This is a genomic window from Streptomyces sp. NPDC092296 (assembly GCF_044755465.1).
Classification (GTDB): Bacteria; Actinomycetota; Actinomycetes; order Streptomycetales; family Streptomycetaceae; genus Peterkaempfera.
Genome location: NZ_JBIVRB010000004.1, coordinates 180,960 through 202,201, shown reverse-complemented (window position 1 = coordinate 202,201; position 21,242 = coordinate 180,960). Strand labels below are relative to the sequence as shown.

General features: G+C 74.6%; 15 protein-coding genes and 1 pseudogene. 3 read left to right on the top strand and 13 right to left on the bottom strand.

The features are described from left to right. Positions 1-126 precede the first annotated feature (126 nt). A complete protein-coding gene (locus ACIQGZ_RS13980; RefSeq protein ID WP_402601713.1) occupies positions 127-1,629 on the top strand; it encodes a PspC domain-containing protein in 1,503 nt (500 codons plus the stop codon). Beyond that, complete coding sequence (locus ACIQGZ_RS13975; protein WP_402601711.1) at positions 1,626-1,886, top strand: hypothetical protein; 261 nt, start codon at positions 1,626-1,628, stop codon at positions 1,884-1,886. The genes ACIQGZ_RS13980 and ACIQGZ_RS13975 overlap by 4 nt, the downstream gene beginning before the upstream one ends. Positions 1,887-2,014: 128 nt before the next feature. On the opposite strand, the gene ACIQGZ_RS13970 is transcribed toward ACIQGZ_RS13975, so the two are convergent. The 11 genes and pseudogenes from ACIQGZ_RS13970 to ACIQGZ_RS13920 form a co-directional block, all read right to left on the bottom strand. Then, on the bottom strand, positions 2,015-2,281 hold the full coding sequence (locus ACIQGZ_RS13970; RefSeq protein WP_402601978.1) for a Rieske (2Fe-2S) protein: 267 nt from the start codon (positions 2,279-2,281) through the stop codon (positions 2,015-2,017). Between the two features lie 276 nt (positions 2,282-2,557). Then, positions 2,558-3,097, bottom strand: a pseudogene (locus tag ACIQGZ_RS13965) (DoxX family protein); the annotation flags it as partial. Positions 3,098-3,241: 144 nt separating this feature from the next. Next, on the bottom strand, positions 3,242-3,847 hold the full coding sequence (locus ACIQGZ_RS13960) for a Uma2 family endonuclease (protein ID WP_402601710.1): 606 nt from the start codon (positions 3,845-3,847) through the stop codon (positions 3,242-3,244). A gap of 119 nt (positions 3,848-3,966) precedes the next feature. Then, entirely contained in the window at positions 3,967-5,562 is a 1,596-nt protein-coding gene (guaA, locus tag ACIQGZ_RS13955; RefSeq protein ID WP_402601708.1) for a glutamine-hydrolyzing GMP synthase, read from the bottom strand. Positions 5,563-5,661: 99 nt separating this feature from the next. Then, positions 5,662-5,991 carry a chorismate mutase gene (locus ACIQGZ_RS13950; protein ID WP_402601706.1) on the bottom strand — a complete coding sequence of 110 codons (330 nt, stop codon included), beginning with the start codon at positions 5,989-5,991 and terminating at the stop codon, positions 5,662-5,664. Positions 5,992-7,233: 1,242 nt separating this feature from the next. Further along, a complete protein-coding gene (locus ACIQGZ_RS13945; protein ID WP_402601705.1) occupies positions 7,234-8,919 on the bottom strand; it encodes a succinic semialdehyde dehydrogenase in 1,686 nt (561 codons plus the stop codon). Positions 8,920-9,032: 113 nt separating this feature from the next. Further along, on the bottom strand, positions 9,033-9,593 hold the full coding sequence (locus ACIQGZ_RS13940; protein ID WP_402601704.1) for a hypothetical protein: 561 nt from the start codon (positions 9,591-9,593) through the stop codon (positions 9,033-9,035). A 315-nt stretch (positions 9,594-9,908) separates the two neighbouring features. After that, positions 9,909-11,318, bottom strand: a complete 1,410-nt coding sequence (locus ACIQGZ_RS13935) for a dihydrolipoyl dehydrogenase family protein (protein WP_402601703.1) — start codon at positions 11,316-11,318, stop codon at positions 9,909-9,911. 144 nt (positions 11,319-11,462) lie between these two features. After that, the gene (locus tag ACIQGZ_RS13930; protein WP_402601701.1) at positions 11,463-13,379 is read right to left on the bottom strand and encodes a protein kinase; all 1,917 of its coding nucleotides are present in this window, start codon (positions 13,377-13,379) and stop codon (positions 11,463-11,465) included. A gap of 260 nt (positions 13,380-13,639) precedes the next feature. Continuing rightward, positions 13,640-14,989 carry a hypothetical protein gene (locus tag ACIQGZ_RS13925; protein WP_402601700.1) on the bottom strand — a complete coding sequence of 450 codons (1,350 nt, stop codon included), beginning with the start codon at positions 14,987-14,989 and terminating at the stop codon, positions 13,640-13,642. Positions 14,990-15,084: 95 nt separating this feature from the next. Beyond that, positions 15,085-17,244, bottom strand: coding sequence for a serine/threonine-protein kinase (locus ACIQGZ_RS13920; RefSeq protein WP_402601699.1), 2,160 nt, complete (start codon positions 17,242-17,244; stop codon positions 15,085-15,087). 404 nt (positions 17,245-17,648) lie between these two features. Here ACIQGZ_RS13920 and ACIQGZ_RS13915 point away from each other — a divergent pair, with 404 nt between their 5' ends. Then, a complete protein-coding gene (locus ACIQGZ_RS13915) occupies positions 17,649-18,275 on the top strand; it encodes a hypothetical protein (protein ID WP_402601697.1) in 627 nt (208 codons plus the stop codon). 72 nt (positions 18,276-18,347) lie between these two features. On the opposite strand, the gene ACIQGZ_RS13910 is transcribed toward ACIQGZ_RS13915, so the two are convergent. Together ACIQGZ_RS13910 and guaB are read right to left on the bottom strand one after the other, a co-directional pair. Next, positions 18,348-19,475: a GuaB3 family IMP dehydrogenase-related protein gene (locus ACIQGZ_RS13910; RefSeq protein ID WP_402601695.1), complete on the bottom strand. Its 1,128-nt coding sequence runs from the start codon at positions 19,473-19,475 to the stop codon at positions 18,348-18,350. 168 nt (positions 19,476-19,643) lie between these two features. Further along, a complete protein-coding gene (gene guaB, locus ACIQGZ_RS13905; RefSeq protein ID WP_402601694.1) occupies positions 19,644-21,146 on the bottom strand; it encodes an IMP dehydrogenase in 1,503 nt (500 codons plus the stop codon). Between the last annotated feature and the right edge of the window lie 96 nt (positions 21,147-21,242).

Sequence of the window (21,242 nt, the reverse complement as noted above, 5' to 3'; positions counted from 1 at the left end):
ATCGTCACACGCTCGCGGGGGCGCGCGCATCAGGGTTGCGCCCCTCAACCATCTCAGGGAGAGATCAGGGTCCGAGCAGGGGCGGAACCGGTTGGTCCCGGCCGCCGGCACCCGCAGGATGGAGTCATGACGGACGACCGCACGCCACCCCCGCCCACCGACGGGCGACAGGCGGCCCGGGACCGGGAGGACACCGCAGCCGGAGCCGGAGCCACCGCCGCCGACGACGGCACGGCCGCCCGCCCGCCGCTGGTGCGCAGCGACCGCCACCGGGTGGTGGCCGGCGTCTGCGGCGGCCTCGGCCGCCACCTCGACATCGACCCGGTGGTCTTCCGGGTGGTCATCGCGGTGCTTTGCCTCTCCGGCGGCCTCGGACTCTTCCTGTACGGCCTGGCGTGGCTGATCGTCCCCGCCGAGCGCTCCCGGAAGACCGAGATCCAGCGGGTGCTCACCGGGCAGGTCGACGCCCAGTCGATCGGCGCGGTGCTGCTCACCGTGATCGGCACCGGCGTCTTCTTCTCCTGGATGGACCGGGGCAACCGCCTCTTCCCGCTGCTGCTGCTCGGCGTGCTGGTCTTCTTCGCGGTGCGGTACGACCCGGAGCGGCGCCGCCGCCCGCCGGGCGAACCCCGACCGCGCCGCGAGTACGACCCGTACGACCGGCATGTCCAGCGCGAGGAGGCACGGGCCCAGCGCGACCAGCTGCGCGAGGAGTGGCGGGCGCGCCGCCAGGAGTTCCGGGACGAGTGGCGGGTGCGGCGGGAGGAGTGGCGGGCCACCGCCGGGTCCCCGACCGGCTACCGCTGGGACCCCCGGTATCCGGACCGCAACCCGTACGCCCCGTATGACGCGCCGCCCCCGCCGCCGGGCGGCACGGCGGCCTGGTGGCAGCGCGAGGATCTGCCGGCGGGCGATCCGCTGCGCAAGACGGCCGCGCCCGAGCCGCCCGTACCGCCGACGCCGCCGGAGCGGCGGCCGCGTCACCACCATCCGGGCCACCGGCACGGCCGCAGCCACCGGCACGGCCAGGGCGGCCTGGGTTCGATCGCCTTCCTGCTGTCGCTCGGTGCGGGTGCGGCGGTGTGGGCGATGGCGGGCGGGCAGCACGGTGATGTCCGGCTCACCACGGTGCTGGCGGCGGTGCTGCTGGTGCAGGGGCTGGCGCTGCTGCTCGCCTCCCGGCGGGGCCGGGCGCGCGGCCTGGTGCTGCCCGCGCTGCTCACCACGCTGGCGCTGGCGGCCGCCGGCACGTCCGACCTGCCACTCAAGGCGTCGGTGGGCGATCGCGCCTGGGCACCGGCCAGTGCCTCCCAGGTCCGGCACATCTACAGCCTGGGGGCGGGCAACGCGGCGCTCGACCTGGGCGGGATCGACCCGGGCGGCGGCACCGTCACCACCGGGGTCCGGCTCGGCGCGGGCAGCCTCACCGTCACCGTGCCGGGCGACGTACGGCTGCGGATCACCGTGCACAGCGCGGCGGGCGACATCGAGCTGCCGAACGGCATCCACGCGGGCGGCCTGGGCAACGAGCACCAGGCGAACCTGGCGCCGCTCGGTCCGCACTCCAAGGGCACCATCACCCTCGACCTACAGGTCGGGCTCGGCGACGTAAAGGTGGTCCGCAGATGAAACGCCACGAGGTCGACGTCTTCTCGCTGATCGCCGGGCTGACGTTCAGCGCCATCGCGGTGGTCTACCTGATCGCCTCGCTCAACAACCGGTCGGTCAACGGGCACATCGTGATCCCGGTGGCCCTGATCTCACTCGGCACCGCCGGCCTGGCCGGTGCGGTCGCCCGGATGGCCCGGCGCAACCGCCTGGACGCCACCGGCCAGGGCAACCCCCTGGGCCTCCTCGACGACGACCGGACTCCCCCGAAGCCCTGACCCCGTACGGCGCCAAGGCGCACCCACCCAGGGGCGCGAGGAACCGCGTGAAAAGCCATGGCCGCGCCCCCGGGTGGCCGCGCAAGGCGACCACTCGGGGGCGCGGCCTGACGGCCCGGCGGCGCCGGTCAGGACTCCTGCGGCCCGAGCTCCAGCCGGTCGCCGCTGCGGGTCAGCCCGTACTTGGGCAGCCCGGTCTTGGCCGGCCCGACCAGCACCTCACCGGTGGTCGCGTCGAACACCGACCGGTGGCACGGGCAGACCAGCTTGCCGTCCTTGGGCTTGTCCACCACGCACCGGGCGTGCGGGCAGACCGCCGACAGCGCCGAGTACTCGTCCTTCTTCAGCTGGAGGACGAAGACCGCGTCACCCGTCGCCGGGTCGGCGGTCCGCACCGCCCCGCCCAACGCGACCTCGGCCACCGGCACCGACACCTTGGCCGCACCGCCGCCCGCCCCGTTGGCACCGACCGGCTGCTGTGAGGGCGCGGCGTCGGACCCCGGCCGCACCGTCCGGTCGTCCTTGGCCACCGTGTCGCCGTTGTTGCGGCCGAGCTTGGCCGCCAGCACCCCGGAGAGCAGGCCCACGCCCGCGACCGCCACGGCGGCGATGCCGCCGTCGATCAGCGCCCGCCGCCGGACCGCGTCCGGCGCGGCACCGGCCGTCCGCTCCCGGGCGGTGCGCCCGGCCAGCCAGGCGTCCAGCGAGAGGTTGGGCGCCCCGGCGAGCACCAGCGGCAGCCAAGCGATCATGTAGGGCAGGTCATTGCCCAGGTAGAACGGGTCCACCTGCCAGCTGACGGTCAGCCAGAGGCTGAGGTTGATCAGCACGCCGCCGATCCCCGCCACCCGCATCCAGAGGCCCAGCAGCGCACCCAGCCCCACGGCCAGCTCGCCGAAGGCCATCGCCAGCGCGAACGGCGTCGGCGTGTGCAGTGCCTGGTCCAGCAGCGGGCCGATCGGGCTGCTGCCCCGCACCGCCCGGGTCTGCGCCACGAACGACGCGGAGTCGGCCGCGCCGGCCAGGTAGTGCGCGTCCGCGAGCTTGTCGATGCCCGCGTAGACGAAGGTCACCCCAAGGAAGATCCGCAGCGGCAGCAACGCATACCGGGAGCCGAGTTCCCGGAGCCCCGCAACCCCGCCCACCTGCGATTTCCCACCGCTGGGCCCCGGCGTCACCGCCGCGCCGCCATCGTCTGCCCTGTCCGCCATAACGCACCTCTCCGTGCTTCGCCTCTGAGTGACAAACCTAGGAGGCGCAGACGATTCGATACGCGCCGCGCGGCGTAGCAGACGACCCGTCAGCCGCCGCAAGGACAGCAGACCACGACCCCGGCCGTAGCGGAAGAGTCCGGACTACAGGTGTTCGATGTCCGACAAGTCGATATCAATCTCGAACGGAACGGTGAGCTTCAACCGGTCGTGGTGGATGCCGGTGAGCGCATAGACCCGGGCCGTCGGGTCGATCTCATAGGTGTACACAGTGGGACTCCCGTTCTCGGACCGGTCGACCAGCCAGTAGTGCGGAATGCCCACCCGGGCGTAGAGCTGCGGCTTGCGCTCCCGGTCCCGGATCTCCGAATCCGGTGAGACCACCTCGACGGCGAGCAGCACGTCAGCGGCCTGGTAGCGCGTCTGGTCGGGGTCGGCGTCCGCTTCGGCCCGCACGACCGTGATGTCCGGCTCCGGGCACTGCCGCGGCTCCAGCAGGACGCTCATTTCACGTCGCACCCGCAGGTTCTCCGGAACGGTCCGGCGCAGGCCGTACACCAGCAGATCCATGGCCAAAGTGTGGAAAAGCCTCTGCGGGCTGACAAAGATCAGGCTTCCGTCGATCAACTCCGAATGCGGCGGGAGTGCGGTCATCCGCAGGAAGTCGTCGGCGGTGAAGCCGGCCTCCGGCGGGATCAGCCAGTCCGGGACTGCCGACTGCTTCGGCTGGGGCAGCGGCTCTGCGGTCATGCTTCCTCCCATGGCACGGGATTCTGGCCTCCGTACCAGCGTAGAGGGCGGGAAACGGCGGCGCCGCCACCCGAACGTGTGTCGGATGGCGGCGCCGTTGACCGAGGGGGTGACCGGGGTCACTCCCACTCGATGGTGCCCGGGGGCTTGCTGGTGACGTCCAGCACGACGCGGTTGACGTCCGCGACCTCGTTGGTGATCCGGGTGGAGATCTTCGCCAGCACGTCGTACGGGACCCGCGACCAGTCGGCCGTCATGGCGTCCTCGGAGGAGACCGGGCGCAGCACGATCGGGTGGCCGTAGGTGCGGCCGTCGCCCTGGACGCCGACCGAGCGGACGTCCGCGAGCAGCACGACGGGGCACTGCCAGATGTCGCGGTCCAGGCCGGCCGCGGTCAGCTCGGCGCGGGCGATGGCGTCGGCCTCGCGGAGCAGCTCCAGCCGCTCCCGGGTGACCTCGCCGACGATCCGGATGCCCAGGCCGGGGCCGGGGAACGGCTGGCGCCAGACGATCTCACCGGGCAGGCCGAGCTCCAGCCCGACCATCCGGACCTCGTCCTTGAAGAGGCGGCGCAGCGGCTCGACCAGCTGGAACCGCATGTCCTCGGGGAGGCCGCCGACGTTGTGGTGCGACTTGATGTTGGCGGTGCCGGTGCCGCCGCCGGACTCCACCACATCGGGGTAGAGGGTGCCCTGGACCAGGAACTCCACCGGCTCGCCGGTGGCGCCGGCCTCCTCGACCACCTCACGGGCGGCCTGCTCGAAGACCCGGATGAACTCCCGGCCGATGATCTTGCGCTTCTGCTCGGGGTCGCTCACCCCGGCCAGCGCGGCCAGGAAGCGCTCCTGGGCGTCGACCACCTTCAGCTGGACGCCGGTGGCGGCCACGAAGTCCTTCTCGACCTGCTCGGCCTCGCCCTTGCGCAGCAGGCCGTGGTCGACGAAGACGCAGGTCAGCTGGTCACCGACCGCCTTCTGCACCAGGGCCGCCGCCACTGCGGAGTCCACGCCGCCGGAGAGACCGCAGATGACCTTCTTGGTGCCGACCTGGGCGCGGACCGCCTCGATCGACTCCTCCACCACATTGCTGGTGGTCCAGTCGGGGGAGAGCCCGGCGCCCCGGTAGAGGAAGTGCTCCAGCACCTGCTGGCCGTGCTCCGAGTGCAGCACCTCGGGGTGGTACTGGACGCCGTACAGCTTGCGCGCGTCGCACTCGAAGGCGGCGACCGGCGCGCCGTCGGTGGCGGCGGTGACGGTGAACCCGTCGGGCGCCTCGGAGACCGAGTCGCCGTGCGACATCCACACCGACGGGTCGCCCGGCACGCCCTCGAAGAGGGTGGAGCCGGGCCGCCCGACCCGCATCGGGGTGCGGCCGTACTCGCGCAGGCCGGTGTGGGCGACGGTGCCGCCCAGGGCCAGGGCCATCGCCTGGAAGCCGTAGCAGATGCCGAAGACCGGCACGCCGGCCTCGAACAGCTCCCGCTGCACCGCCGGGGCGCCGTCCGCGTACACGGAGGCGGGGCCGCCGGACAGGATGATCGCCTTGGGGTTCTTGGCCAGCATCTCCGCCACCGGCATGCTGTGCGGGACGATCTCGCTGTAGACGCGGGCCTCACGGACCCGGCGGGCGATGAGCTGGGCGTACTGGGCACCGAAGTCGACGACCAGGACGGTGTCGGTCGTCTGCTCGGTCTGTACGGGGGTCGCTGATGACACGTGCGGCCTTCCGGCGGGTGCTGCGGGGGGTCGGAACCCCAGTCTACCGGCCGGGGCCCCGCAGCCCGCCGGGCAGGCGGCGGGGCCCCGGCCGGTGGATCACATCGGGCCGCGGCATAGCTCCAGCAGCAGCTTGGCGACCTCGGTGCCGGGGCGGCCCAGCTCGGTGCGGAAGCGCTCCAGGATCTGCAGTTCGCGGGAGAGCGCGAGCCGGGGGCCGCCGACGGAGCGGCGGGCCGCCTGCACCTCGGCGGAGGCGGCGGCGCGCTGCTTGACCAGGGCGATGATCCGGCCGTCGAGATCGTCGATCCGGGCGCGGGCGCTGGCGATCACGGCGGCGGCCTCGGCGGCGGTGTCGGTCTGGGTCTCGGTCTGGGCCTCGGCCTCGGGAGCGGTGCCGGGCTGGGTGGGGGTGGGGGTGGCGGTCATGGTCCTCGTTCCTCGGGACGGGGTGCCCCGCCGCCCGACCCGGCCCGCGACGCACGACAGGCGCCCCGGGCCTGGTCGGCCCGGGGCGCCTGTGCGGTCTGTGCGTCAGTCGTTCACGCAGCAGCGGCTCGGCAACCGGACCTGCCGGTGCCATAGCCAAACGAGAAGTGCCGCGCTGCGCTGGACATACCGCCAGTATGGCCCGCCGCCACCGGACGGGCCACCGCTTTACCGCGCTCGGACGCCCCGCCATTCACCCGTTCGCCACACCCGGTGGGCGTGACCGGCCACCGTCCGGGCTCGTTGAGCACCATGACCGTACGAGCGCTCCCGCACCAGCCAGGGCGGACCGCCGGCCCCTCGCACGGGGCCGTCCAGTGCGGCATGTAGGACCACGCGTGGAACTTCCAGTCCACCGGCGCGTTGAGGCGCGTGGCCCGCCCCGCGTCGGCTCGCGCCGACCGGACCGGGCCCGCGCCGTGGGACACCGCGCCGGTGCTGTGACCGGAAAGCAGGGGACAGCGGCCCGGTCACGACTGAAAAGGAAGGGCGGCCGGCTCCGGGGACGCCCGGGTCGGCCGCCCCGCCGACGGCGTCGCCCCGACCGTACGCGGGGCGCGCGACAGCTCTACCAGCGCACACGCCCATGCCATGCGCCCATGGCGCATTCTTTGCGCAGCGTGACGATCTCCGGGGGGCGGCTCCCGGTGGCTCCGCTCCCGCCCGGGGCCGGAAATCGGCGGCACCCGAGTCTGTCGAACCAGTTGCACACAACCCCGCCGGTCCCCCACGATGCTGGTGAGGGGTTCACCGGGACGGCGCCCACCACCTCGGTGGCCACCGGTGCGAGCGTGGCCGAAACAGTGGGGTGACAACGATTGCCTGCTCACGCTCAGTGATCACATCTCCGTGCCCAGGGCGCACCCGCCACGGGCCGGTACAGAGGCCAAACCGCAGGACGGCGCTCCTCCCCCGGCGCCGTCACCTCAGCACCGGCGTTGCCCTGACGCCGTGTGCTGTATGACAAAGGGCCCCGCCCGCCGCGGGGCCCTTTGCCTGTACTGCTCGGGTCGCCCGTACTGCTCGGGTTGCCCGTACTGCTCGGGTCGCCTGGCGTGCTCGGGCCAGCCACTCCGGCGCCGCCGGCCGCTTCGGCGGCACCTCCGGCGGCGTCGTCAGGACTCCTTCGGGCATGCCGCACCCCCCGCTGCGGCGCGGCGGTCCGCCTGGCCCGTCCGGAGGCTACTTGAGGCGCAGCGCCTTCAGCGCCTTGAGGCTGCGGGTGAAGAAGGCGGCGAAGGCGGCGTCGTCCATGCCCAGCGAGGGGGCGATGGGCAGCAGCCGCTGGGTGGCGACGGTCTGCGCCTCGGTGTACTTGTGGATGCCCTCCACGCCGTGGCGGCGGCCGAGCCCGGAGTCGCCCATGCCGCCCATCGGGGCGCCGCTGGAGCCGTACGCGGCGGCGTACGCCTCGTTGATGTTGACGGTGCCGGTGCGCAGCCGGGCGGCGACGGCCCGGCCGCGCCGGGTGTCGCGGGTCCAGACGCTGGAGTTGAGGCCGTAGGGGGTGGCGTTGGCGCGGGTGACGGCCTCGTCCTCGGTGGCGAAGCGGTAGACCGAGACGACCGGGCCGAAGGTCTCCTCGGCGCAGACGGCCATGGTGTCCTGGACGCCGTCCAGCACGGTGGGCTCGTAGAACAGCGGGCCGAGGTCGGGCCGGGGGCGGCCGCCGGTGAGCACGGTGGCGCCGAGCCGTACCGCCTCGTCCACGTGCCGGGTCACCGCGTCCAGCTGGCGCCGGGAGACCAGCGAGCCCATGTCTGCCCCGTACGCCAGGCCGGTGCCCAGCCGCATCGCCCGCACCCGGGCGGTGAACCGCTCCAGGAAGGCATCGGCCACGTCGCGGTGGACCAGCAGCCGTTCGATGGAGATGCAGAGCTGCCCGGCGGAGGAGAAGCAGGCCCGTACGGCGCCCTCGGCGGCCCGGTCGAGGTCGGCGTCGGCCAGCACCAGCATCGCGTTCTTGCCGCCGAGCTCCAGGGAGGCGCCGACCAGGCGGGCGGCGGCGCGCTGGGCGACGTCGCGGCCGGTGCGGGTGGAGCCGGTGAACGAGACGTAGTCGGCGCCCTCCACCACGGCCGGGCCGACCACCGGGCCGTCGCCCACCACGATGTGCCACAGGTCGGCGGGCAGGCCGGCCTCGGTGAACAGCTCGCGGGCCCAGAGCGCGGTCAGCGCGGTCTGGGTGTCGGGCTTGTTGACGATGGCGTTTCCGGCCACCAGGGCGGGCAGCGCGTCGCCGACGGAGAGTTCCAGCGGGTAGTTCCACGGGGAGATCTGGCCGATGACGCCCTTGGGGCGGCGGGCCTCCACGGTGTGGGTGAGCAGCGGTACGGCGCCGCCCCGGCGGCGGTCCCTGAGGTACCCGGCGGCGGCCCGGCCGTAGTGGCGGGCGGCGCCGGCCACCGCCAGCACCTCCTCGAAGGCGTGCAGCCTGGACTTGCCGGTCTCCGCCTGGACCAGGTCCAGCACCTCGTCCTGCCGGCGCAGCAGCAGGTCGTGGAAGCGCAGCAGTACGGCCGCCCGGCGGCGGACCGGCAGCGCGGCCCAGCCCGGCTGGGCGGCGCGGGCCCGGCGGTACGCCTCCCGGACGTCGGCGGGCGTGGACTCGGGCAGCGCCGCCAGCACCTCGCCGGTGAACGGCGCCCGGGTGCGGACGAGGGTCGGCGCGGCCCCGGCGGTGACGCCCCGCGCCAGCCGGGCGACCAGCGCTTCGGTGACCGCGTCGGTGACCGTCCGGCCGCCGCCGGGGGCGACGGGGTTGCCCCGCTCCGTCCCGGGTGACGTGCTCCCGGGTGACTTCCTCCCGGGTGACTTCCTCCCGGGTGACTGGTCCCCGCCCTGACCGCTCAGCGTGGTTTCCGTCATACCGCGAAGCGTAGGCGCTCCGACGCCGGTTGGATACCCGCCGGTAACCGTGAATCCCGATTTCCGCCATCGATCACTGGCGCGGTTCCCCGCCCCTCCCCGGGCGGCCCGGCTCAGCTGCGCTGCGCCTTGGCCACCTTCGGCGTGGTCGTGGTGCGGCTGGACTTGGTACCGAAGGTGAGCAGGGTCGCGGTCTGCCCGTCGCCCAGGTCGTGCAGGGCCGTCACCGTGCTCTCCACCGTCTTCCCCGAGGCGTCCACGAAATCGACCAGCACCGCGTACGAGGCCGTCCGGCCGGAGTGGTTGCTGATCTTCACGGTCGCGGCGGGGTGGCCGTGCGCGGTGCTCGCCGGGACGCCGGAGAGCGTGATGTCGCCCACGGCGTTGCCCTGGCCCTGCACCGTCTTCAGCTCCGCTGCGGCGGCGGCCCGAGCGGCGGCGACCTCGGCCGACACCGACTCCACGCTCTCCGGGGTGGCCGTCGCCGCCGGCGCGCTCGCCCCGGCGTCCCCGGCGGCCGGTGCGGCGCCCGCCGCCCCGGTGGAGCCGCTGCACGCGGTGGCGCCGACCACCAGAGCGGCGGCGGCGATCAGCAGCCCGGCGGTGCTGCGGGCCGAGCGGCGCTGCCGCAGCGGTACCGGTCGGGCGATGGGATGCTGGTCGGTGGTGTTCACCGGTCTCCTCGGAAAGGGATCTCGGGCTTGCGCCCTGGGGCAGGTGCAGCCTTCCAGTCCCGGACCGCATCGCGGACCGGCGTCTGACCAGCCCATGGCGGCCCGCGGTCCTGCGGAGCACTGACCGGTGCCGACCGGGGGCGCGGGTGAATGTGCCCGTGCCGGGTGCTTCGCTCGGACGCGGATCGCCTGCCGACCCCCTGCGGGGACGGGGACTGCGACTCGGTACGAAGCGTGAGCATACAAGCCCATTCCCCGCAGGCCGAGAGGGAGATCACACCCGGTTCCCCCGCGTGCCCGGAGCCGACAGCAGGCTCAGCTGAGGGCGGCGAGGGCGTCGGCGATGGCGCGGTGGAAGGTGGGGTAGGCCCAGACGGTCCGGGCCAGCTCGGTGACGGGGATGCGGGCCTGGACCGCGAGGGTGAGGACGCCCAGGGTCTCGCCGCCGGTCGGGCCGACGGCCGTCGCACCGACCAGTACGCCGCTGTCCGCGTCCACCACCAGCTTGACGAAGCCGTCGTTGCCCGGCCCGTGGACGAAGCCCCGGGCGCTCGCCGCCAGGTCGGCCCGACCGATCCGGACCGGCAGCCCGCGCTCCCGGGCCCGCGCCTCGGTGAGGCCCACCGCGCCGATCTCCGGGTCGGTGAAGGTGACCCGGGGCACCGCGTGGTACTCGGCCTGCGGACCGCCCCGGCCGAGGATCGCCCGCACCGCCACATCGGCCTGGTACACCGCCACATGGGTGAACGCACCGTGCCCGGTCACATCCCCGACCGCCCACACCCCGGGCCCGCCCGGCGTCCGTACCCGCATCCGGGCGTCCACCGGCAGCGCGGCCGCACCCTCGTCCACCTCCAGCACCCCCGCGCCGAACCGGGCCAGGTCCACCCACCGCCCGGTCGCCACCAGCAGCCGCTGCGCCGCCAGCCGCTCACCGCGCGCACACCGCACCGTGAACCGGCCGTCGGCGTACGACACCGACTCCAGGTCGGCCCCGGTGTGGACCTCCACCCCGTCATCCGACAGCACCCGGACCAGCAGCTCCGCGACCTCCGGCTCCTCCTGGCCCAGCAGCCGGGGCGCCACCTCCACCACCGTCACCGCCGTGCCGAACCGTTGGAACACCTGGCCCAACTCAAGACCGACCGCGCCGCCGCCCAGCACCAGCAGCGACTCGGGCGCCTCGGTGGCCTCGATCGCCTCCCGGTTGGTCCAGTACGGCGTGGCGGCCAGCCCCGGCACCGGCGGTACGGCGGGCTCCGAACCGACCGCGATCACCACCGCCCGGCGCGGCCGCAGCACCACCTCACCGCCGTCGGCCGTCTCCACGGTCACCTCGCCGGGGGCGGTCAGCCGGCCCCGGCCGCGCAGAAAGCGCCCGCCCCGGGCGGTGAAGCGGTCGACCGCCGCCGCGTCGCTCCAGTCGTCGGTGGCCCGCCGCACCCGCCGGGCCAGCGGCCGCCAGTCGGGGTGCACCATCGCGGTGCCGGCCGTGCCCGGGATGCGGTGCGCCTCGGCCACCAGCCCGGCCGCCCGCACCATGATCTTGGACGGGATGCACCCCCAGTACGGGCACTCGCCGCCCAGCAGCCGCTCATCGACGCCGACCACGTCCAAGCCGGTGTCGGCCAGGCGCCCGGCGACCTCCTCGCCGCCCGGCCCCATGCCCACGACCACTGCGTCCACCTGCTGGGGCTGCTGCGGCAGCCGGTCCGTGACGGCCATGACGGCCTCCTCCCGGAGCACCTGGCGGCGCGGCACCGGAGCGGTCGGACCCGCCCCCGGCCTTCCTTCCACCGTACGCGCCCGCCGGACCTCGGGGCCCGGCGGTTCCCGGGGGTCCGGCGGCTCCCGGGGCCCGGCGGCGGATCAGCCGCCGGTCGGGGTGAAGCTGTTGCGTACGGTGTAGAACCGCTGCTCGCCGGTCTTCCAGTCGGCCTCCGGGTACGAGAGGTAGATCGCGTACTCGGTGCCGCCCACCCGGTAGAGCTGCTCGATCACATGCCGGGGGCCGCTGACGGCGTTGTAGGTGAACTCCCAGACGGCGCCGGTGTGGCCCTTGTAGTCGTTCTCGACCAGTTGGAGCTGCTGGTAGCCCGCCGACTGGCTGACGGTCTGCTCCATGGTCTCGGCGTGCTGGAGCGGGGTGGCGGTCTGGCCGGTGATCACCGAGAAGCGCAGATAGTGGTTGTTGCCGTCGGGGCTGTAGTCGATCTGCCCCTGGTTGATCGCCCGCGTCCACGGCTGGTCGGCGGAGTCCGGCAGCAGGAAGCGGAAGCCGTCCGGGTCGTCCGCCCAGCGGTAGCCGTCCGGCGCGGGCGGCCGCTCCCGGTCCGTACCGCCGGTGGGCGAGGCGGACGGGGAGTCGGACGGGGAGTCGGACGGCGACGCCGACGCGGTCGGGGTGGGCGAGGCGACGGCGGCGGGCCCGACGGAGTCGCCGCTCCGCTGGGCGACCGCCAGATACGCCACGCCGCCGCCCAGCAGCGCCGCCACCAGCGCGGCCGCGACCAGCAGCCCGGCCCGGCGCCGACCGGAGCGGCGCACCGTACCGGCGGAGTGGCCGCCCCGGGCCGCCGGGAACGGCGGGGCGGGCTGCTGCGGGCCGCCGCCGGGCGGGCTCGCGGCCAACAGCGGGGTGGGCGCCTCGGCGGGGCGGGCGCCACCGGGTCGGGCCTCGGCCGGCCGGGCGCCGTCGGATGCGCCGCCGGTGCGGTCCACCACCGGCACCACCTGGGTGGGCGTCCGCTGCGCGGCGGGCGGCCCCAGGGTGATGCCCAGGGTGTGCCCGGCGGCGACGCCCTCCAGCATCCGCATCGCCTCGTCGGCGCTCGGCCGGTCCCGGGGGTCCTTCTGGAGCAGCGCCCGCAGCACCGGCATCAGCGCCCCGGCGCTGCGCGGCTCGGGCAGCGGCTCGCCCACCACGGCGGCCAGCGTGGAGAGCGGCGAGGGGCGGCTGAACGGGGATTCGCCCTCGACTGCCGCGTACAGGGTCGCGCCGAGCGCCCACAGGTCGGACTCCGGCCCCGGCCGGTGGCCCTGCGCCCGCTCGGGGGCCAGGTAGTCGGGCGAGCCGACCAGGTCGCCGGGCCGGGTCAGCGAGGTGGAGCCCTCGAAGGTGGCGATGCCGAAGTCGGTGAGCACCACCCGGCCGGTACCGCTCTCCAGCAGCACATTGGCGGGCTTCACATCGCGGTGCAGCACGCCGACCTGGTGGCCCCGGTGCAGCGCGGCCAGCACCTGGGCGCCGACGTCGGCGGCGTCGCGGGGCAGCAGGGTGCCCTCCTCGGAGACCACGTCAGCCAGCGAGCGGCCGTCGATCAGCTCCATCACGATCCACGGGCGGCCGTCCTGCTCCAGCACATCGTGGATGGTGATCACGCCCGGGTGCTTGATCCGGGCGGCCGCGCGGGCCTCCTGCTTCATCCGCGTCTGGAGGATCACGAGGTCCTCCTCCGGGAGGTGACCGATGCTCAGCTCCTTGACCGCCACCTCGCGGTCGAGCATCCGGTCCTCGGCCCGCCAGACCGTGCCCATGCCGCCCCGGCCCAGCCGGTCACCGAGCAGATAGCGCCCGGCCAGCAGCCGCCCGTCGCGCGGCCCCCGGGGCGGTGGCCCGGAACCGGCCGCCCTGCCCGCCCGGTCCGCCCCGCCCGCCCGCTCCGTGCCGCCGGTGCCGGCTCTGCCCGAGCCGGCACCTGCGGCGTCCTCGGCGCGGTCGGCGGCGGCCTCAGCGCCGCCCGGGGTCGCGGCGGCGCCCGGTACGGAACCGTCCTGCGTACCCATCCGTGCTCCCCCTCGTCTGCGTACCGCCGCACCGGCAGGTGGTGCGGCATCGCACGACGACCCCCGTCGCCCGTCACCCCGGGTCTACCCGGAGCGGCCACTGCTCACCACTCGAACATGTACTGGGGACAGGTTAGGCGCCCGAGCCGACCCGGCCTATCCCGACCCCACCCGCGTGATCCGGCTGTAACGCACCGGCCGCCCCCGTCAACCGGTCAGTCAACCGGTCAGCCAACCGGTCAGCCGACCGGTCAGCAGCGTCAACCGGTCAGCAGCGCGGCCACCAGCAGCACCAGCAGCACCGTCAGCACCACACCGCCGACCAGCAGCGGACCGAGCAGCCCGCGCAGCCGACCGGGGCGGCGGCCCGCGTGCCGGGGCGGCCCGTGCGGATGGTCCGGGTGCGGCACCGGTGCCCCGCCCCGGCGGCGGCCGATCCCACCCCGGGCCGGCCGCTCCAGCGCCGCCGCCGGGCGGACGGCGGGCAGCAGCGCCGCGACCGAGGCGGCGTCCGGGTCGTACGGCTCCGGGGCGCGGGCCAGCAGCTCCACCAGCCGCTCCCGCAGCTGCGCCGGGCGGGGCCGGGCGGCGGGGTCGGGGTGCAGCAGCTCCTCCACCAGCGGGCGCAGCATGCCGCAGGTCCCGGCGGACGCCTGGCGGCCCGCCCGGACGGCGTCGAAGAGGACGGCCATGTCGTCCTCCGGGTAGGGGGCGCGGCCGCTGAGGGCCCGGAAGAGCAGCACGCCGACCGCCCAGCAGTCGGCGGCCGGGCCGACCGGCGCGCCGAGCTGCGGGCTCCACGGCTGGGGGCTCCTGGGCTGGGGGCTCCTGGGCTGGGGGAACTGCCCGTCGCGCACCGGCCCGACCTGCTCCGGCGCCCAGCGCTCGGCGCACGGCCCGGTGAGCGCGGCGCGGGTGTCGCGGGCGCGCAGCCGGGCCAACGTCCAGCCGGTGCCGTCCGGCCCGGCCCCCGGCTCGGCCCCCGGATCGGGGCCGCCCGCCGCATCGGCGCCGGTGCCCTCGGACAGTGCCTCCTGGGCGGCGCCGGTGCTCAGACCGCCGAGCATCGCGGTGCCGTCCTCGCAGACCAGCACCGTCTCGGCGGTGATGTTGCCGTGCATCAGCCCGGCGGCGTGCACGGCGTGCAGCGCGCCCAGCAGATCACCGGCGATCTCCGCGACCCGGTACGGCGGCAGCGGTCCGCGCTCCAGCAGCCGGGCGAGCGGTACCCCGGGCAGGTGCTCGCCGACCACCCAGAGGTAGCCGTCCTGCTCGAACACCTCGAAGACCTGGAGCAGCCGGGGGTGGGCCGGCACCGCGTCCGCGGCCTCGGCGGCGCGGCGCACGGCCCGTACGACGAGGGCATCGGTCCGGGGCGGGCGGGGGCCGCCGGGGGCCTCGGGCTCCTCCGGCGGCAGGCCGTAGACGGTGTCCAGGCCGTCGTCCAGCATCTCGGCGCTGACCAGCTCGGGCAGCGGGGTGGCCTCCAGCACGACCGGGAGGCCACTGAGCGTGTCCAGGGCCACGCAGGACACGGGCGCGTCGGCGTCCTCCGAACGGTCCGTGAGCTGGTACCGCCCGGCCAGCAGCCGTCCCGACGCTGGTGGCAATGGACCTCCCTCCGAGGCCCAGCGTACGGGCCGCCGACGACATCACCGGCAGCGCCTGCCCGGCGGCGCGGCGCCGGACACCCGATGACGCCCGGTCAGTCCTCGGGCTCGAAGGTGCGGAAGGCGACGTCGCGCGCCTCCTTGGCGGCGGCGCTGTCCCACTTGTCCTCGGGCGTGATCCACTGGATGAGGTAGGCGTGCTTCTTGTCGACCACGAAGGCACGGCTGAGACTGTGCTTGGCGGCCGGGCCCCGGTTGTAGGTCCACTCCCAGTCGGCGGCGTTCCAGCCCCGGTAGGAGACCTGGTGCACATCCCCGATCCGCTGGTAGTCCGGCCAGCCCGAGTGGGACTGGCTCTCCCGGTCCCGCCAGTCGTCCAGTGCGCTGGCGGAGGCATCGGTGCGCCGCTGGACGATCAGCACCAGGCCCTTGTACTCCAGTTGGTCACCGCCGTCCTTGGCGACGCCGGTGTACTTCATGCCCTTGGGCACGGCGATGGAGAAGTCCTCGCCGTTGCTGGTGTAGGTCTGGTAGCCCGCCGGGACGGCGGCGTCGCCGTCGCTGCTCCCGCCGCCGTTCCCGCTGTCGTCGCCGTCGCCACCGTCGTCGCCGCCGCCTGCCACCGGCCCGGTGCCGGTCTCCGGGTCGGACGGCGTGGTCGAACCGGTCGGAGCGGTCGAGCCGGACGGACCGGTCGAGCCGGACGGGGCGGTCGAGCCGGACGGGGTGGCCGGTGGCGTGGTGGCCGGGGACGGCGATCCGGCCGTCGCGGGCGGGGCGGGCGCCGGGTCGGACGGCTTGGGCGACCCGGTGGCGGGGTGGCCGCCGGTGGCCCGGTCCCGGTTGCCGTCGCCGCCCGACAGGGCGCGGACGCCGAGCACGATGCCGGTGGCCAGCAGCACCAGCACGACCAGGTAGATCAGCAGCGCCTGCGGGGTGGGGCGGCGCTCGGCGGGCGGCTGGGAGCGCCACTCGCGGATGCGGTGCCCGATCCCGCCCCCGTACACGGTGCCGCCGCCGGGCGGCCGCTCGCCGCCGTCCGGCCCGGTGACCGGCAGCACGGCGGTGGCCGGGGCCTCCGCCGCAGGCCCGGCCGGCTCGGCGGCGGGCGGTGTGGCCGCCGGGGCTTCCGGCGCCGTCCGGCTGCCGACCCGTACGGTGCCCAGCAGTCCGCCCAGTGCTCCGGCGCCGCGCTTGCCGGGCTCGGGCCGGTCCGCGTCGCCGCTCCCGGCGGCGGGCCCGCCGGTGGGCTCGGCGGCGGGGGCAGCAGCGGGCTCGGGGGCCTCCGCCACGGGTGCGCCGCCCTTCGGCGGCACGGTACGGGGCCCGTCCTTCGCCGCGTCCACGGCGGGCAGCACGGCGGGCAGCACGGTGGTCTCGGCGGCGGCGAGCGGTGCGGCCTCGGCGGTCTCGGCCGACTCGGCCGACTCGGCGATGATCCGGCGCAGCATCGACCGCGTGGTGGGCTCGTCCAGCCGCTCGTCCGGGTCCTTGTGCAGCAGCCCCTCGATGACCGGGCGCAGCGGCCCGGCGTTGCCCGGGGTCTTCAGGTCCTCGGTCATCACGGCGGTCAGGGTGGAGATCGCGGAGCCCCGGTCGTACGGCGGCTTGCCCTCCACCATGGCGTACAGCGTCGCGCCGAGCGACCACAGGTCGGCGGGCGGGCCGGGCTTCTGACCGCGCGCCCGCTCCGGCGAGATGTACGAGGGGGCGCCGACCAGCATGCCGGTGGAGGTGACCGAGGGGTCGCCCTCGACGCTGGCGATGCCGAAGTCGGTGAGCACCACCCGGCCGTCGTCCCCGATCAGCACATTGGACGGCTTGACGTCGCGGTGCAGGATGCCGTGGCCGTGCGCGGAGCGCAGCACGCCCAGCAGGTCGAGGCCGATCTCGGCGGCGCGGCGCGGCTTCAGCGGGCCGTCCTGCTTGATCACGTCGGACAGCGAGCGGGACTCGACCAGCTCCATGACGATCCACGGCCGGTCGTCCTCCTCGACCACGTCGAAGACGGTGACGGCGGCGACATGGCGTATTCGGGCGGTGGCCTTGGCCTCGCGCAGGGTGCGGGTGATCAGCCGGCGCTTCTCCTCCTCGTCGACGCCGCCGTGGAAGCGCAGCTCCTTGACCGCGACGACCCGTCCGAGCATCTCGTCCTCGGCGCGCCACACGGTGCCCATGCCGCCGCGGCCGAGCACCGACTCCAGTCGGTAGCGGCCCGCCAGGAGTCGGCCGGTGGAACCCTGCGCCTCGGTCATGGATGCGATCCCCTACTGCTGCCGGTCGACATGATGGTGCGTCGGCCCCGACGCACGCGCCGTGCGGTACGGGACCGGGGTCGGGCGGGGCGGTGTCCACGGGTGCTCCCGCGCCCCGGACGCCCAGGGCGCCCATCATCTCCTGAACCCCCGTCCGACCCATAGTCGGCCCCTGGCCATCGCCGGACGGGCGGCCCCCGGCGGGTGCAGGCACTGAGACGCGAGATCGCCGGTTCCGGTTCCCGACCGGCGCCGATCGGCGCTGCGTGGCCGCTCGCTCACGGAAATGCTCTGGGAACGGGCGTCCGGCACTGCTAGCCTTCCCGCCCATTCCCGTGCTCGCGCCCCGGCCCCGACGGGGCCGGGTGCGGCACGTCCGCGTTCACTCTCCTCGGGGGACCTCCATGGACCAGCCAGCACCCACGCCCGACACCACCGTGCCGCCGCCCGCCGGGGCTCCGCTGCCGCCACCGCCGGCCGGCCGGTCCGGCGCACCGCTGCCGCCGCCCGCCGGGGAGTTCGGCGCGCCGATCCCGCCGCCGACCGGGGAGTTCGGCGGCCCGGTGCCGCCCCCGCCGTCCCCGTACCTCCAGGCGCCGATCGCCCCCGCGCCGCCGGCCACCGCCTCCCGGGCGGCCCTCGGCGCGCTGGCCGGTGTGGTCGCGGCCCTGGTCGCCGCAGCGCTGTACGGCGGCCTGATCCGGGTCACCGAGCGCGAGTTCAGCTATGCCGCGCTGGCGGTGGGCGCGCTGGTGGGCGCGGCACTCGGCAAGGTCGGCGGGCGCAGCCAGACGCTGCCGGTGCTGGGCGTGCCGCTCGCCCTGCTGGGCGTCTTCCTCGGGCAGTTGTTCGGCATCGCGCTGCTGGCGCAGCACGAGCTGGGCATCTCGGTCTCCACGCTGATGCTGGACCACACCGGGACGCTGTACGACGCCTGGAAGGAGCAGCTCGGTGTGATGGACGTGCTGTTCTTCGCCGTCGCCGGGTACATGGGGTTCGCGCTCGCCAAGCGGTCCGGCGCTCACGGCTGACCGGGATGCGGCCGAGGGGCCCGGCAGCGCCGCAAACGGCGGTGCCGGGCCCCTCGGGTCTGTCCGACCGGATCAGCGGTGGCTGGCGTGCGGTGCGACGGTGACCTCGACCCGCTGGAACTCCTTGAGCTCGGAGTAGCCGGTGGTGGCCATCGCCCGGCGCAGCGCGCCGAAGAGGTTCATGGTGCCGTCGGGGGTGTGCGAGGGGCCGAGCAGGATCTCCTCGGTGGTGCCCACGGTGCCCAGGTGCACCCGCTTGCCGCGCGGCAGCTCCTCGTGGACGGCCTCCATGCCCCAGTGGTGGCCCCGGCCGGGCGCGTCGGTGGCGCGGGCCAGCGCGGCACCGATCATCACCGCGTCCGCGCCGCAGGCCACGGCCTTGGCCAGATCGCCGCTGTAGCCGACGCCGCCGTCCGCGATGACGTGCACGTACCGGCCGCCGGACTCGTCCATGTAGTCGCGGCGGGCCGCCGCCACGTCCGCGACGGCGGTCGCCATCGGGACCTCGATGCCCAGCACGGTACGGGTGGTGTGCGCGGCGCCGCCGCCGAAGCCGACCAGCACCCCGGCCGCGCCGGTGCGCATCAGGTGCAGCGCGGCGGTGTACGTGGCGCAGCCGCCGACGATCACCGGCACGTCCAGCTCGTAGATGAACTGCTTGAGGTTGAGCGGTTCGGCCGCGCCGGAGACGTGCTCGGCGGAGACCGTGGTGCCCCGGATCACGAAGACGTCGACGCCCGCGTCCACGACCGCCTTGGAGAACTCGGCGGTGCGCTGCGGGGAGAGCGCGGCGGCGGTGACCACCCCGGAGTCGCGCACCTCCTTGATCCGGCGGCCGATCAGCTCCGGCTTGATCGACTCGGCGTAGATCTCCTGGAGGCGCCGGGTGGCGGCCTGCTCGTCGTCCATCGCGGCGACCTCGGCCAGCAGCGGTTCGGGGTCCTCGTACCGGGTCCACAGACCCTCCAGGTTGAGCACCCCCAGACCGCCGAGCTTGCCGATGGCGATGGCCTGCGCGGGCGACACCACGCTGTCCATCGGCGCCGCGAGGAAGGGCAGGTCGAAGCGGTAGGCGTCGATCTGCCAGGCGATCGAGACCTCCTTGGGGTCCCGGGTGCGCCGGCTCGGCACGACGGCGATGTCGTCGAAGGCGTACGCCCGCCGGCCGCGCTTGCCCCGCCCGATCTCGATCTCGGTCACTTCGAGCCCTTCCGCTGTGTACATCTCGTCACGGCCGGTGATCTGCCCGTTCGGGCATCGACTCCGGTCGTTCCCAGTATCCCGGAGTCCGGCGGGCGGGCCACAACGGGCCGGGCCCGCCCGCCGCGCGAAGCGGTGGACGGGCCCGGTCGGCACGGCTCTGACCGGTCAGCGGCCGGGGTAGTTCGGCGCCTCGACCGTCATCTGGATGTCGTGCGGGTGGCTCTCCTTGAGGCCCGCGGCGGTGATCCGGACGAACCGGCCCTTGTCCTTGAGTTCCGGGATGTCGGCCGCACCGGCGTAGCCCATCGAGGAGCGCAGGCCGCCGATCAGCTGGTGCACCACCGAGGCCAGCGGGCCCCGGTAGGGCACCTGGCCCTCGATGCCCTCGGGGACGAGCTTGTCCTCGGAGAGCACATTGTCCTGGAAGTAGCGGTCCTTGGAGAAGGACGTGCCCTGGCCGCGCCCCTGCATGGCGCCCAGCGAGCCCATGCCCCGGTAGGACTTGAACTGCTTGCCGTTGATGAACAGCAGCTCGCCCGGCGACTCCTCGCAGCCGGCCAGCAGGCTGCCCAGCATCACGGTGTCGGCGCCGGCCGCGATGGCCTTGGCGATGTCGCCGGAGTACTGGAGGCCGCCGTCGCCGATCAGCGGGATACCGGCCGCGCCGGCTGCCTGGGCGGCCTCGTAGATCGCGGTGACCTGCGGCACGCCGACACCGGCGACCACCCGGGTGGTGCAGATGGAGCCGGGGCCCACGCCGACCTTGATCCCGTCCGCACCCGCGTCGATCATGGCCTGGGCGCCGTCGCGGGTGGCGACGTTGCCGCCGACCACGTCGACCCGGACATTGGCCTTGACCTTGGCGATCATGTCCAGGATGCCCCGGCTGTGGCCGTGCGCGCTGTCGATGACCAGGAAGTCCACGCCCGCCTCGACCAGCGCCACCGCGCGGTCGTACGCGGCGTCCCCGACGCCCACCGCGGCGCCCACGATCAACCGGCCCTCGGCGTCCTTGGCGGCGTTGGGGTACTGCTCCGCCTTGACGAAGTCCTTGACGGTGATCAGGCCCTTGAGCCGGCCCTCGCCGTCGACCAGCGGCAGCTTCTCGATCTTGTGGCGGCGCAGCAGCCCGATGGCATCCTCGCCGGAGATGCCGACCTTGCCGGTGATCAGCGGCATCGGCGTCATGACCTCGCGGACCTGGCGGCTGCGGTCCGACTCGAAGGCCATGTCGCGGTTGGTGACGATGCCCAGCAGCTTGCCGGCCTCGTCGGTCACCGGCACGCCGCTGATCCGGAACTTGGCGCAGAGCGCGTCGGCCTCGGCCAGCGTGGCGTCCGGGCGGACGGTGATCGGGTCGGTCACCATGCCCGACTCGGAGCGCTTGACCAGGTCGACCTGGTTGACCTGGTCCTCGATCGAGAGGTTGCGGTGCAGCACGCCGACGCCGCCCTGGCGGGCCATCGCGATGGCCATCCGGGCCTCGGTGACCTTGTCCATGGCGGCGGAGAGCAGCGGGATATTGACGGAGACGTTCCGGGTGATCCGGGACGAGGTGTCGACCTGGTTCGGCAGCACCTCGGAGGCGCCCGGGAGCAGCAGGACGTCGTCGTAGGTGAGCCCGAGCATGGCGAACTTCTCGGGTACGCCGGCGGCGTTGGAGGACATGAATACCTTCCCGTGGTGGGCCGGACCGATCCGATGGTCGGAGTTGGACGCGATCTCGTCGGATGTGGCGGAAGAGCCGGAGGGCGTCCGGTTTCT